We start from the raw sequence: 13,609 nt of genomic DNA, 5'->3' as shown, positions 1-13,609 counted from the left end.
CTAGCAGGTATGAAAGGCTCCTATTGCCTGCTGGTTTCGATGAGGTTATGGTTGCGCCGAGCTCGCGCGGTGTGCAGAAGCCCAAAAATATGCGAGCGTTGCTGTGAGTATGCTAGCTCGGGGAGAATGGCGGTTATTGGTATTGTTCCACCCGATTTGTTGTGGCGTTTCCGCCGCTTCAGGTGCTGGTCGATCCGAGTGGGAGCATGCGTGATTTGTCGGCTTTGTGAATCCCCGCTGGTAAGCGTGCTCGATCTGGGCGCTTGTCCACCTTGCGAGAAATTCTTGACCGCGGCGGAACTCGACCATCCCGAAGCGAACTATCCACTGCATCTGCGTTTGTGTGCGAACTGCCTGTTGCTGCAGATCCCCGCTCTGATCACGCCGCAGGACACCTTCACCGAGTACGCGTACTTCTCGTCCTACTCCGACAGCTGGGTGCGGCACGCGAAAGCGTTTGTGGATCAGGCGATCACCCGCTTCGAGCTGGGCCCGCGATCGTTCGTGGTCGAGGTGGCCAGCAACGACGGCTACCTGCTGCAGCACGCGGTCGCGGCCGGCGTGCCGTGTCTGGGTATCGAGCCCTCGGTGAACGTGGGCGCGGCGGCGCTGGCCCGCGGCGTGCCGACGATGTCGGCGTTCCTGAACGAGGAGACGGCGGCGAAGGTCCGCGCCGAGCACGGTCCCGCGGATCTGGTGGTGGCCAACAATGTGTACGCCCACATCCCCGATCTGCTCGGTTTCACCCGCTCGCTGCGCGACCTGCTGACCGACGACGGCTGGCTGGCCATCGAGGTGCACCACGCGTTGAACCTGGTGCGGCTCGGGCAGTTCGACACCATCTACCACGAGCATTTCCAGTACTACACGGTGCTCTCGGCGCAACGGGCGCTCGCCACCGCGGGATTGACGGTGGTCGACGTCGAACATCTGGCCACGCACGGTGGTTCGCTGCGGATCTGGGCCCGGCCCGATTCGGTCGCGGTTCCCGGCCGGCGGGTGGCCGAAGCGCTCGCGGTGGAAGCCGAGGCCGGTCTGCACGAGGTCGACGGGTACGCCGCGCTGCGTCCGCGCACCGAAGCGGTCCGGCACGATCTGCTGCGCTATCTGCTCGCCGCGCGCGGGCAGGGCAAACGGGTGGTCGGCTACGGCGCACCGGGCAAAGGCAACACGCTGCTCAACTACTGCGGCATCCGGCCCGACCTGCTCGAGTACACCGTGGACCGAAACCCGTACAAGCACGGGCGATTCACCCCGGGCGCCCGGATCCCGATCCACCCGCCGGAGCGGATCGAGCACGACCGGCCCGATGTCGTGGTCGTCCTGCCCTGGAATCTCGAAACCGAGATCACCGCGCAGCTGCGCCATATCGGCGACTGGGGCGGCGAGCTCGTCTATCCATTGCCCACCCTGCGTCGCGCGGAGCTCTCATGAAGGTTGTCCTGTTCTGTGGTGGCTACGGCATGCGCATGCGCAACGGCACCGACGACGTCATCCCCAAACCCATGCAGATGGTCGGTCCACGCCCGCTGATCTGGCATGTCATGCGGTACTACGCGCACTACGGCCACAAGGACTTCATCCTGTGCCTCGGCTACGGCGCCAACCACATCAAGAACTACTTCCTGACCTATCAGGAATCGGTGTCCAACGATTTCGTCATCCGGGACGGGCAGGTCGAACTGCTGCAGTCCGATATCAGCGACTGGACCATCACCTTCGTCGACACCGGCGTCGACTCGGCCATCGGCGAACGATTACGCCGGGTGCGCGGGCACCTGGACGGCGAGCAGTACTTCCTCGCCAACTACGCCGACGTGCTCACCGATGCGCCCCTGGACCAGATGATCGAGAAGTTCACCGCGTCCGGGGCTGCCGCATCGATGCTGATCGTCCCGCCGCAATCGTCGTTCCACTGCGTGGACATCAACGCCGCGGGCGAGATCAAGAACATCACACCTGTTGCGCGACTGCCTATCTGGGAAAACGGCGGCTACTTCGTGCTGACCCGGGAGGTGCTCGACCTGCTGCCGCCGGGTGGCGATCTGGTCGAGGACGCCTGCGGCGCGTTGGCGAGCCAGGGCAGGCTCTTCGGCTATCAGCACCTCGGATTCTGGAAGCCCGCCGACACATTCAAGGAACGCGCGGAACTCGACGACGGTTACCACCGCGGCGATCGGCCGTGGATGATCTGGGAGGGCAGCCAGAGCCTCGAGGTCGTTTCGTGAACGTGCTACGCTCGCAGCGGATCACCGAGGTCGCGGTGCTGGGGGCGCACTGCGACGACATCGCCATCGGCCTGGGCGGCACCTTGCTCACGTTGGTGAAAAACGCTCCGGGGCTGGTGGTTCGGGCGCTGGTGCTCAGTGGTGGCGGTACCGCAAGGGCGGCCGAGGAGCGGGCCGCGCTCGCGGCGATCTGCGCGGGCGCGACGGTGGAGTTGACCGTGCTGGATCTGCCCGACGGCCGCGCGCCCGCGCACTGGGACCGAGTCAAGGGCGCGGTGGCCGCGCTGCGCCGCCGCGGCGAGCCGGACCTCGTGTTCGCGCCCAATCGCGCCGACGCGCACCAGGATCACCGCCTGCTCGCCGAACTGACGCCCACCGAATTCCGGGATCACCTGACGCTCGGCTACGAGATCCTCAAGTGGGAGACCGACACTGCGCGCCCCACGCTGTTCCATCCGCTGCCTGCGGGCGTCGCCGCGGAGAAGGCGCGACTGCTGGTGAAACACTATCCCTCGCAACGTGATCGGGACTGGTTCACCGAGGACGCCTTCCTCGCCGCGGCCCGGGTGCGCGGGGTGCAGTGCCATGCCGAATACGCCGAGGCCTTCGTGGCCGAGAAGACCGTCGTCAGTTTCGGAGGTATGTGAAGATGCGTGTGCTCGTCACCGGACATCAAGGCTATCTGGGCACGGTCATGGTGCCGGTCCTGCGCGCCGCGGGGCATGACGTGACCGGGCTGGACGTCGGCTATTTCGCCGATTGTGTGCTCGGCGCGGCCCCGGCGGATCCGCCCGGGCTCGCGGTGGACCTGCGCGATGTCACGGTGGATCAGCTCACCGGATTCGACGCGGTGGTGCATCTGGCCGCGCTGTCCAACGATCCGCTGGGCGCGCTCGCGCCCCGGATCACCCACGACATCAACCATCACGCCTCGGTGCGGCTCGCCCACCTGGCCAAAGCGGCCGGGGTGCGCCGATTCCTCTACGCCTCGACCTGCTCGGTCTACGGCGCGGCGGGCGACGAACTGGTCACCGAGGACGCGCCGCTGCGGCCGTTGACGCCGTACGCCGAGAGCAAGGTCCGGGTCGAGGACGATCTGCTCGCGCTCGCGGATTCCGGGTTCGCGCCGGTATTTCTGCGCAACGCAACGGCTTTCGGCTTCTCGCCGCGTCTGCGCGCGGACATCGTGCTGAACAATCTGGTCGGCTACGCGGTGCTGACCGGCGAGGTCAAGGTGCTCTCGGACGGTACGCCGTGGCGGCCGCTGGTGCACGCGCAGGACATCGCCCGCGCCTTCGCCCGCTGCCTGGTCGCCCCGCTCGAGACGGTGCACGGCGCGGCCTACAACATCGGCACCGAGGTCAACAACCTGACCGTGGCCGATATCGCCCGCGCCGTCGTCGATGCGGTGCCCGGCGCCCGGCTGGTGATCGCCGGTACCTCCGGTTCCGACGCGCGGTCCTATCGCGTCGATTTCACGAAGGCGCGCGAGAAGCTGGCTTTCCAGGCCGAGTGGAGCGTCGCCGACGGCGCCGCGGAGCTGTACCGGGAGTATCTGGCCCGCGGCCTCACCGCGGCCGGGTTCTTCCAGCGGTTCACCCGGCTCGCCCGCCTGACCGAGCTGAAAGACGGTGGCGTGCTGGACGACTCGCTGTGCCGGGTCAGGATCGGGGCGTAACGTGCGGCAGCGTCGCGAGCAACGCCTGCCAGCTGCCCGCGGCCGCGTCCCGGGCCGAGACCACGGTCACCGGGTGCGGCCACGCGATGGCCAGGTCCGGATCGTCGTGTGCCACCGCGAGGTCTTCGGCCGGATCGTGCGGACGGTCGATGCGGTAGCACACGTCGGCGACCGCGGTGAGCGCCTGGAAGCCGTGCAGGAACCCCGGCGGTACATACAGGTGCCGGAAGTCGTTGTCGTCCAACAGGAACGCTTGCTGTTGCCCGAAAGTCGGGGACTGCGGGCGGATGTCTACCAGCACGTCGTGCACGGCGCCGTGCGCGCAGCGCACCAGCTTGGCCTCGCCGCGCCCGGCGCGCCCGTGCATACCGCGGAGCACGCCGCGCGCCGAGCGGGACTGCGAGTCCTGGACGAACGTCGCGGCCTTCCCCGGCGTGCCCAGGTGGTCGTCGAACTCGACGGCGTCGAAGGTCCGGGTGAACAGGCCCCGCTCGTCCCGGAACGGCTCGGGGACGAGCACCAGGACGTCGGCGAGGTCGCTCTGCTCGATGCGCACCAGGCCATGGTGCCCGACGGGACCCGCGGCGCGCCATCGCGTGCGCCGATTCGCCCGCCCGTCGGAGGACCGCGATGAACGAGTGCCGCGCGTGCGCTGATACCCGGCTGCGCCGGGTGCTGGATCTGGGACGCATGCCCGCCGCGGATCACTTCCCCCGCGCCGACGTGCCGGTGCGGGCGGACGAGGCGGCGCACCCACTCGCGATGCAACTATGCGTGGGCTGCGGCCTGGCCCAGCTCGCCGAGGACGATACGCGAACCGCCGAGCCGCGCGGGGTGGAGCCGCAGGCCCTGCGGGACCAGGCGGCCGCGGCGGTCGCCCGGGTCCGGGCGGACGGCTGGCTGCGCGGTGCGACGGTGCGTGAGTTCGGCAGCCCGCACGGCGGCAGTTGGCTGCCGCACCTGGCGGCGCACGGTTTCGATACGGTTGCGGACGAGGCCGATGTGGTGCTCGATTGCTTCGGCATCATGCACGAGGCCGACCAGCACGGCGCCTTCGTCGAACGCGCGAAAGCCACTGCGCCGGAAGGGTTGTTGCTGCTGCAGTTCCATTCGCTGCGCACGATCGTCCGGCAGCACCAGTGGAATGCGCTGCGCCACGGCCACTTCGCCTACTACTCGTTGACCGCGCTGCGCGAGTTGCTGCGTCGCGTTGGGATGAGCGTGGCCACGGCTTGGGAATTCGCGTTGTACGGCGGCACCGTCTTGGTGGCGGCGGTGCACGGGGTGCGTGCGCCCGACGCCGCGGTGCGGGGCATGCTCGCCGCGGAGGCCGGGATCACCGATCCCGCGGTGGTCGGCGGGCTGCAGTCGGCGGCCGATGCGCACGCGCGGGCGCTGCGCCGTCGCCTCACGGCCGAAATCGACGCGGGCCGTTCCGTTTACGCCTATGGTGCGGCCTCGCGCGCAGTAGCGCTGTTCGGCCTGGCCGGGATCCATCGCGGCCTGGTGCGGGCGGTCGCGGACGCCTCGCCCGCCAAACAGGGCAGACGGATGCCGGGTACCGACGTGCCGATCATCTCGCCGGCGCAGCTGGTGCGCGCCGAACCCGACCGGGTGCTGCTGACCCTGCCGGATCTGCGGCCCGAGCTCGACGCTCGTTTCCCGGCCCTGGCCGGCCGCTGGCTCGGCGCCGAATTCGCCCCGACGAATGAGGAAATCGAGTGATGACCGAGCTGTCCGTCTGCGTGCCCGCCTACAACGCGGGCCGAACCCTGGCGGCGACCATGCGGTCGATCCTGGCGCAGGACGTGGATTGCGAACTCGTCGTGCTCGACAACGCGAGCTCGGACGAAACACCCGCCATCGCAAGGTCGTTCGATGACGCACGGGTTCGGGTGTTCCGCAACGAGCGGGTGCTGCCGATCGGTGCCAACTGGAACGCCACCATCGGGCACTCCACCGGGCGGTTGGTGAAGGTGGTCTGCGCCGACGACGTGCTGCTGCCGGGATCGCTCGCAGCGCAGTTGGCGGTCATGGCCGATCCGGCGATCTCGATCAGTTCGGCCAAGTTCCAGGTGATCGACGAGGGCGGCGCGGTCCTCGAGACGGGACTCGGACTGCCCGGCTTGCTGGGTCCGCAGCCGGCGGGCCCGGTCCTGCGCACGATCGTGCGGGCGGGCCCGGCGGAGTTCGGCCCGACAGCCGCGGCGATGTTCCGGCGGGCGCACTTCGATCAGGTCGGCGGCCTGCGCGGCGATCTGGTGTTCCCGATGGACGTCGATCTGTTCGGCCGGATCGCCTCGCTCGGTCACTTCTTCGGCATGCCGGGTGTGCTTGCCGCGTGGCGTAATTCGACCTTCAACCTGTGCAGCCAGACCTCGACGGTGAGCAAACTGGTGGAACTGTTGCGGTTCCATCACCGGATCGCGGGCGAGTATCCCCAGCACGTGCGCCACCGGGACGTACTGGCCGCCGACGGCCGGCTCGTGCGGACCGCCCTGCATCGGGCAAATGTGCGTGCGCGGGCGGTGACCGAGGAGCTGGTGACCCGGGCGCGAAGGACGCGGACATGACCGCGCGCTCCGCGCCGGTGACGGTGCACATGACCGGTGCCGAGTGGTTCGGTTCCGCGGCGGGCGGACTCAACCGGTACTTCACCGATCTGTTCGGTGCATTACGGCGGCATCCCGATACCGAGGTGTCGGCGGCCGCCTTCGGCGACCCGCCCGCGGGCGGACGGTCATGGGGCGGGCTGACCGGCTCCACGCTGCGCCGCGCGAGCCGCTCCGTCGCCGCTCGTCCCGCGCCGCGCCGTCCCGCCGTGCTCGATCGCCATTTCTGTTTGTACGGGCCGCCGGTGGTCGGTCGCGCCCGCGGTCAGCGACTCGTCGTGCACTTCCACGGCCCGTGGGCCGCGGAGAGCCGGGTCGCGGGTGCGTCCGAATTCACCGCGTGGGCGAAGTATCTCGTGGAGCGGATCCGCTATGCGGGCGCGGAGCGCTTCGTGGTGCTGTCCGAGCAGTTCCGGCAGGTGCTGGTGACCGACTATCGAGTGGCCGCCGAACGTGTCGAAGTCATCGCTCCCGGTGTCGATCTCGACAGATTCGCGGTGGCGCCGCCTCGGGGCGCGGCCGAAGAGCCTGTCGTGCTGTGCATTCGGCGGCTGGAACGCCGGATGGGCATCGATCGTTTGATTCGGGCGTGGCCCGCGGTGCTGTCCGCGCACCCCGGCACGCGGTTGGTGATCGTCGGAACCGGCAGCGCCGAGCGGGAATTGCGAGAGCAGGTGGTGTCGAGCGGTCTGCAGCGTTCGGTCACTTTCACCGGGCATCTCTGCGACGATCAGTTGGCGGCCCAGTACGAACGGGCGCACTGCACCGTGGTGCCATCGGTCGCGCTCGAAGGCTTCGGACTGATCGCCCTCGAATCCCTGGCATGCGGGCGCGCCCCGATCGTCACCGACTGCGGCGGCCTGCCCGACGCGGTACGCGGGCTCGATCCGTCGTTGGTCGTGGCGGCGGGCGATGTCGAGGCGCTCGCGGCGCGTATCGTCGCCGCCCTCGCGGGTGCGGTACCCACGCCGGACCGCTGTCGCGCGCACGCGGAATCGTTCTCCTGGACGGTGGCCGCCGCCCGGCATCACGCGCTGTACACGGAGCTACGCGGATGATCCGGGCGCTGTTCCTCGCACACACCGCGGCGCCGTCGGGGGCCGAACTCGCCACCATGCGGTTGCTGTCCGCGCTGAGCGAGCGCACCGCCGTCGAACCGGTGATGCTGTTCACCGAGAACGGTCCCATGGTGCGCCGGTTTCGGTCCCGCGGCATCCGGACCTTGGTGCTGCCCAACGGGTTCGACAGCCGGTCGCTGACGATCGATGCGGCAGGTCTGCGCAAGGTGCTCGTCGGCGCGCTCGCCCTGATTCGGTTGGGGCGCAGGCTCGGTACGAAAACCCGGCGACTCGACGTGCAGGTGCTGGTCGCCGGGAGCACCAAGGCCATGCTGATGGGTGCCGTCGCGGCGCGGCGCGCCCGCGTCCCGCTGATCTGGTCGGTGCACGACCGGGTTTCGAGCGAATACTTCGGCCGGTGGCTGGCCTGGGGTATTCGCCTGCTCGGCTGGGCAGTCAGTGACGGGTACCTGGTGAACAGCCGCTCGACCGCGAGCTCGCTGATCACCTGGCGCAGGCCGGTCGCGGTGGTGTACCCCGGCATCGAACCCGATCCGGCGCCGCCGGCCGACCGGGCACCGCAGCGCCCGCCCGCCGACGTGGTCGTCGCGATGGTCGGCCGCCTGACGCCGTGGAAGGGGCAGGACGTCTTGCTGCGGGCGCTGGCGGAAGTGAAAGTGCCGCCACGCCAGGTATTCCTGATCGGCGGCACGCTGTTCGACGAGGAGCCCTATCGCCGCGAACTCGAGCGCTCGGCGCGTGCGCTGCGGCTGCCCGTGACCTTCACCGGGCATGTGGACGATCCGCGAGACCACCTGCGCCAGGCCGACATTCTGGTGCACTGCTCGGTGCTGGCCGAGCCGTTCGGACAGGTCGTCGTGGAGGGATTGCAAGCAGGCTGTGCGGTGATCGCCTCCCGACCCGGCGGTCCCGCCGAGATCATCGAACCCGGCGTGCACGGTGTCCTGGTCGAGGGCGGTGACACGGCCCAGCTCACCTCCGCGCTGGACCTGCTGATGACCGATCCCGCGCTGCGCACCAAGCTGGCGGCCGCGGGCGTGCTGCGCGCCCGCGAGTTCGATATCGCCGAATCCGCGCTCGTCGCAGCGGAGTTCCTCACCACGGTGGCGAGAACGCGCCATGGCTGAGACCGGTACCGCCGCACAAGCCGCGCCGCGCCCCTGGCGCGGGACAGCCGTGGTGCTGCGCGACATCGGTTTCGTCAGCTTCGGCAAATACGGACAGTACCTGATCACGGTGGTGACCCTGCCCCTCATCGCCAGGGTGCTCGGCGCCGAAGGGCTCGGCCTGCTGGCGATCGGCATGTCGGCCTATTTCATCGGCTCGTTGGTGGTGGACCTGGGCATCACGTCCTTCCTTGCCGCCCGAGTGCACGAAACACGCACGGAAACACGGCAAATCGGGCAGCTGCGCGGCGACTACCTGGCGGTCAGGCTGACGATTCTCGGTTGTCTCGGCGCACTGCTCACGGTCGGCACGATGGCCGCAGCGCCCGCTCGATTGCATATGGTCCTGCTGGGATTGTTCGCCGGTGGTGTCTGGTCGATCTCGGAGGACTGGCTGCTGATCGGCCAGGGCCGGTTCGGGGCTTCGGCGGTGTACCAGGGGGCCGGGCGGATCGTCTACCTGCTGCTGCTCGTGCTGCTGTTGCCCCGCTGGCCCAGCGCGTCGGTGGCGCTGGGGTGCCTGCTGGTCTCGGCTGTCGTCACGGTCGCCGCGACCTGGGTGGACGCGTGGCGCCGCTTCGGTCCGCCGGCCCGGCCGCACGCGGTTCGCGCACTCCTGCGGCTCGGCGCACCGGTTTTCGCGTCTCGGCTGCTGGTCACCGGCTACGGCCAGGGTGCGCCGGTGGTCTACGCGGCGGTGCTCGACGCCGCCTCCCTCGGGTTGTACTCGGCCGGTGACCGTTTGGTGCGGGCCATCCAATCACTGCTGGACACGGTCGGATTCGCGTTCCTGCCACGGATGGCCCGGCGCAGCGCGCACGACCGGTTCTGGCGCAACGCGATACAGGTGCTGACTGTGTGCGCCGGGATCGCGGGCTTGGCCGCGGCAGGTGTGTGGTTCTCGGCGCCGACGTTGATCCAGCTGATCTTCGGCAGCGGATTCGACGGCGCGGTACCGCTGTTGCGGGTGGAGGTGCTGATCCTGCCCGCGATGACGGTGACCTCCTTCATCACCACCGCGCTGCTGCCGGTGCGACAGGACACGGTCGGCGTGCTGGTCGGGGCGCTCATCGGCACCTGCGTGGCGGCGTCCGCCCTGGCCGTCGCCTTCCGGAACCACTCGGTGTGGGCGCTCGTCTACGGCACCGTGCTCACCGAGCTCGCGGTGGCGCTGTGGTATCTCGTCCGGGTCCGGCAGCTGATCGTGCGCGAGCGCGCCGCCGCGGGGCCCGTCGCGCAGGAGCCGGTGCGATGAAGATTCTGTACGTCGGTGACGACTGGATCGGCAGCAACGCGCGCTCGCTGGCCGACGGGTTCCGCCAGGCCGGACACGAGGTGGTGGTGATCGATTCCACCCCGGTCACGCTGCCCGCGCGGCTGTCACCGAGCTGGCTGTACGCCAAGGCCGCCGGTCGTCGGGCCGGCTGGACGACCGCCGCGTTGCACGACCGGATCGACCGTGCCGCAGCGGCATTCGCACCGGACCTGTTGTTCGCGTTCAAAGCCGTGCATTTGGACCAGCAACGACTGTTGAGCACGCCCGCCGACCTGCGAGTGCACTACAGCCCCGACGACGTCTCGAATCCGGCGAACACCAGCCCCGATTACCTGGCGTACGAGTCGGAGTGGGATCTGGTGGTCACCACCAAGCGTCACAATGTGCCCGAACTGCACGCGCGCGGCGCACGCGGCGTGCGTTTCGTGCGCAGCGCCTACGACCCGGCGTGGCACCATCCGTGCGCCCGCCGGGGTGCCAGGCGGTTCCTGGCGGGGTTCATCGGCGCTCGCCGCCCCGACCGTGCGCCGCTGCTCGTCGACCTGGCTCGGGAGTACGGCTCCGATTTCCTGGTGCACGGGCCGGGTTGGCGGCGGGTGCGCCCATTGCGCAGCACCGCCGCCGAACTCGGCGGGGGAGTGTACGGCGAGCGCTTCGCCGCGGCCGTCGCCTCGATCACCGCGAACCTGGTGCTGCTCAACTCCGACAACCGGGACACCCACACCTGCCGGTCGTTCGAGATACCGGCCGCCGGCGGGCTTTTCGTCGGCGAGCGAACTGCCGAACATGCCGAGTTGCTCGACGAGGGCACCGAGTGCTTCCTGTTCTCCGATCGAACCGAGTTGCGCGAGATCCTCACTCGATGCGCGCGCCGACCGGAGGCGGTCGAGCAGGTCGCCGCTGCCGGCTATCGGCGGATCACCGCCGAGCGGCATCGCTACGTCGACCGGGCGGAGGAGATCATCGATGCGCTCACCTGAATTCCCCCGACCCGGTGCGGCCGTCGGGGGCCGCCGATGACCGCCGCCGTCACCGCGCTGATCGCGATCGCCGCGGCGCTGGCGACGATGGTGGTCGCGGCGCTGACCGTCCCCGGCGTGGCCAGGGTGCTGCTCATCGCGCAGGCTCTGTACTGGGCGATGTCCTACCTCGCCAGACCCGTTGTGCTGCTGTGGGTGCAGCCCGAACCTCGTTTCGGCGACAACGTCGCCGATCCGCGCCTCGCCGCGCTCGGATACGACCACGGCATCGCCATGGTGCTGCGTCCGGTGGTGTTCGGTTTGTGGGTGTACGCGGGCCTGGTTGTCGCCTTCGCGATCTGGCTACGCCGCCGCGCGCCCCAGCGTGCCGCGATCACCGACGACCCCGACTTCATGCCGACCCTGTGCGTGCTGTATTTCCTGGGCACGCTCGGCCGCTCGGCGATGGTCGCGACCGGCACCGCGGGCAAGGCGGGTGAGGTCGAAACCTCCAGTCCCGCATTGACGTTCGTGACGATGCTGGGCACGATCGGCGCGATCGGGCTCATCGTCTTCGTGCGAATGGCGAGCGCCCGTGCGACGGTGGCCGCGGTCGGACTGCTGCTGGGCGGTGAACTGCTCTGGACCGTCGCCGTCGAATCCAAGACCCCGATCATGGGCGCCGCACTGGCGATCGGGGTGCGCTTCGCGCTCGGCGGCTGGACGCGGCCGAAAATCGTTGCCATTCTGCTCGTCTCGATCCTCGGCATGGGCGGTTTCGGCTGGTTGCAGTCGCTGAAGGCCACCGGGCAGATGCAGGCCGACGCCGCGGTCACCGACGCCGCGTATCCCGCCGCGGTCCGGCCCATGCTCAGCGTGTTGCGCCGATTCGACCTGTTGGAGGCGGCGACCGACGTGTACTACACCCCGCCCGGCTCCTGGTTGTCTCCGGCCGAGGCGGCCGAAAATGCCGCGCGCAGCCTGATTCCCGCGCAACTGCTCGGCACGGAGAAGCTGCGCTCGGGCACCGCGTGGGCCGCCGACGTCCGGGGCGCCTCGGTGGACATGAGCCAGGTGTCGGTCTCGCTGGCCGAGGGCGGGATCAGCGAAGGCTATCTGCTCGGCGGATACACCGGAATCATGGTGGGCGCCGCATTCACGTTCGCGCTCTTGGCCTCCTGGGCGCGGGCACTGTATTCGCGGCATATCGCCCTCGTCGTGCTGGGGCTGGCGCTCGTCGAGATACCGGTGATCTTCGAGCGCGGAATTCTCGGCAGCATGGAGATGCTCGGCAAATATCTCCAAGCCGTCGTACTGGTGTGGTTCATCTATCTGCTGGTGGGTTTGTACCGCGGTTCGCGCGGGCAGTTATCGGCGCATCGATCGTGGGAGCGGGCCGAATCCGTTGTCCCCGTTACACAAAGGACTGGGCAATGGGTTTGATCGAGTACTGGCGCGTCCTGCGGCGCCGTTGGATCGTCGTCGCCGCGGCGGTGCTGGTCTGCCTGCTCGCCGCCGCGGGCTACGCGCAGACGATTCCGGTGACGTACAAAGCCTCGAGCAGCATGTACGTGTCGATGTCCACCGGAACGTCGGTGAACGACTCGTATCAGGGCGGTTTGGCGGCGCAACAGCGGGTCCGGTCGTATCTGGATTTGCTCACCAGCGCCACCGTCGCACAGCGTGTCATCGACGATCGCGGGTTGCGGTTGAGCGTCGGCGAACTGCGCAGCCGGATCTCGGCGAGTTCGCCGCCCGCGACCGCCGTGCTCGTCGCCACCGTGACCGCACCCGCAGCCGCGCAGGCACGCGATCTAGCCGATGCCGTGGTGGCGCAATTCCGGCGGCTGGTGGACGAATTGGAGACCACCGAACTCGGCGCGGCACCCGCCACCCGGGTCGCGGTGGTGGACCGAGCCGAGCTGCCCGCCGCGCCGAGCGGGCCGCGACGGACGCGGCTGCTCGCTCTCGGCCTGTGCGCCGGCCTCGCACTGGGATTCGCGGCGGCCCTGCTCCGCGATCGGCTGGACCGTCGGTTACGCACCTCCACCGAGCTGGAATCGGTACTCGCCGAACCGGTTCGGGGCGGCGGTGGCGGCGCACCCGAACGGCCGGCCGTGCCGATTCTGGCGATACTCGACATCGGCCTGCCGGGCGAGGTGGGTGAGACGCGGCGGCTACGGGCCCGCCTCACCGATGCCGCGGCCGGGAAGAGCCCGAAAACGATTGTGCTGACCAGCCTTTCCGCGCGGTCGGCTCCTGATATCGCGGCACGGCTGGCCCGGTCACTGGCCGCCACCGCGGCCCGGGTGGTGCTCGTGGACGCGGACACCACCGGTGCGGGCAGTTCCGGCCAACTGCTGGCGCACACCGGTCCCGGGCTCGCCGAAGTCCTACGCGGCGGACCGAGACTGAGCGACGCGGTGGTGCGGCTGCCCGACGACGGCATCGATCTGCTGCCGCTCGGCTCGCCCGATCCCGGGACGCCGGATGCGTTGTCCACCGAGCGTTTCGGGGCGCTGCTGGCCGACCTGCGATGCGATTTCGACCATGTGGTGGTCGAGGTGGCACCGGTCACCGCCGCCGCGGACGCGTTGTCGATCGCCCCGCG

Annotated in this window: 13 protein-coding genes; 12 read left to right on the top strand and 1 reads right to left on the bottom strand. The window is 69.4% G+C overall.

Translation table 11 applies throughout. The features are described from left to right. Positions 1-210 precede the first annotated feature (210 nt). From NBRGI_RS27395 to NBRGI_RS27380, 4 genes are read left to right on the top strand one after another with little or no spacing between them, the layout of a single operon-like run. On the top strand, positions 211-1,434 hold the full coding sequence (locus tag NBRGI_RS27395) for a class I SAM-dependent methyltransferase (protein WP_029900087.1): 1,224 nt from the start codon (positions 211-213) through the stop codon (positions 1,432-1,434). Continuing rightward, complete coding sequence (locus tag NBRGI_RS27390) at positions 1,431-2,228, top strand: sugar phosphate nucleotidyltransferase (protein ID WP_029900086.1); 798 nt, start codon at positions 1,431-1,433, stop codon at positions 2,226-2,228. Before NBRGI_RS27395 ends, NBRGI_RS27390 begins: the two co-directional genes overlap by 4 nt. Continuing rightward, entirely contained in the window at positions 2,225-2,875 is a 651-nt protein-coding gene (locus NBRGI_RS27385; RefSeq protein WP_029900085.1) for a PIG-L deacetylase family protein, read from the top strand. Before NBRGI_RS27390 ends, NBRGI_RS27385 begins: the two co-directional genes overlap by 4 nt. A 2-nt stretch (positions 2,876-2,877) precedes the next feature. Continuing rightward, entirely contained in the window at positions 2,878-3,906 is a 1,029-nt protein-coding gene (locus tag NBRGI_RS27380; RefSeq protein ID WP_029900084.1) for an NAD-dependent epimerase/dehydratase family protein, read from the top strand. On the opposite strand, the gene NBRGI_RS27375 is transcribed toward NBRGI_RS27380, so the two are convergent. After that, positions 3,890-4,462: a dTDP-4-dehydrorhamnose 3,5-epimerase family protein gene (locus tag NBRGI_RS27375; protein ID WP_029900083.1), complete on the bottom strand. Its 573-nt coding sequence runs from the start codon at positions 4,460-4,462 to the stop codon at positions 3,890-3,892. The genes NBRGI_RS27380 and NBRGI_RS27375 overlap by 17 nt on opposite strands. A 74-nt stretch (positions 4,463-4,536) precedes the next feature. Between NBRGI_RS27375 and NBRGI_RS27370 the strand changes: the two genes are divergently transcribed. From NBRGI_RS27370 to NBRGI_RS27335, 8 genes are all read left to right on the top strand, one after another. Further along, positions 4,537-5,631: a class I SAM-dependent methyltransferase gene (locus NBRGI_RS27370; protein WP_029900082.1), complete on the top strand. Its 1,095-nt coding sequence runs from the start codon at positions 4,537-4,539 to the stop codon at positions 5,629-5,631. Next, positions 5,631-6,479: a glycosyltransferase family 2 protein gene (locus NBRGI_RS27365; protein ID WP_029900081.1), complete on the top strand. Its 849-nt coding sequence runs from the start codon at positions 5,631-5,633 to the stop codon at positions 6,477-6,479. Before NBRGI_RS27370 ends, NBRGI_RS27365 begins: the two co-directional genes overlap by 1 nt. A 29-nt stretch (positions 6,480-6,508) precedes the next feature. Further along, complete coding sequence (locus NBRGI_RS27360) at positions 6,509-7,576, top strand: glycosyltransferase family 4 protein (protein WP_029900080.1); 1,068 nt, start codon at positions 6,509-6,511, stop codon at positions 7,574-7,576. After that, positions 7,573-8,724, top strand: a complete 1,152-nt coding sequence (locus tag NBRGI_RS27355; RefSeq protein WP_029900079.1) for a glycosyltransferase family 4 protein — start codon at positions 7,573-7,575, stop codon at positions 8,722-8,724. The genes NBRGI_RS27360 and NBRGI_RS27355 overlap by 4 nt, the downstream gene beginning before the upstream one ends. Further along, positions 8,717-10,018 (top strand): lipopolysaccharide biosynthesis protein, encoded by a 1,302-nt coding sequence (locus tag NBRGI_RS27350; protein WP_029900078.1) that lies wholly within the window; start codon positions 8,717-8,719, stop codon positions 10,016-10,018. The genes NBRGI_RS27355 and NBRGI_RS27350 overlap by 8 nt, the downstream gene beginning before the upstream one ends. Then, positions 10,015-11,019, top strand: a complete 1,005-nt coding sequence (locus NBRGI_RS27345) for a CgeB family protein (RefSeq protein WP_029900077.1) — start codon at positions 10,015-10,017, stop codon at positions 11,017-11,019. Before NBRGI_RS27350 ends, NBRGI_RS27345 begins: the two co-directional genes overlap by 4 nt. Positions 11,020-11,055: 36 nt before the next feature. Beyond that, the gene (locus tag NBRGI_RS27340) at positions 11,056-12,441 is read left to right on the top strand and encodes a hypothetical protein (RefSeq protein WP_029900076.1); all 1,386 of its coding nucleotides are present in this window, start codon (positions 11,056-11,058) and stop codon (positions 12,439-12,441) included. Beyond that, a partial coding sequence (locus NBRGI_RS27335) for a Wzz/FepE/Etk N-terminal domain-containing protein (protein ID WP_036561106.1) occupies positions 12,432-13,609 on the top strand: 1,178 nt, incomplete at its 3' end. The genes NBRGI_RS27340 and NBRGI_RS27335, both read left to right, overlap by 10 nt.

Source organism: Nocardia brasiliensis IFM 10847 (assembly GCF_000710915.1).
In the GTDB taxonomy this organism is placed as follows: domain Bacteria; phylum Actinomycetota; class Actinomycetes; order Mycobacteriales; family Mycobacteriaceae; genus Nocardia; species Nocardia brasiliensis_A.
This window is presented reverse-complemented; position numbering and strand designations above follow the sequence as displayed.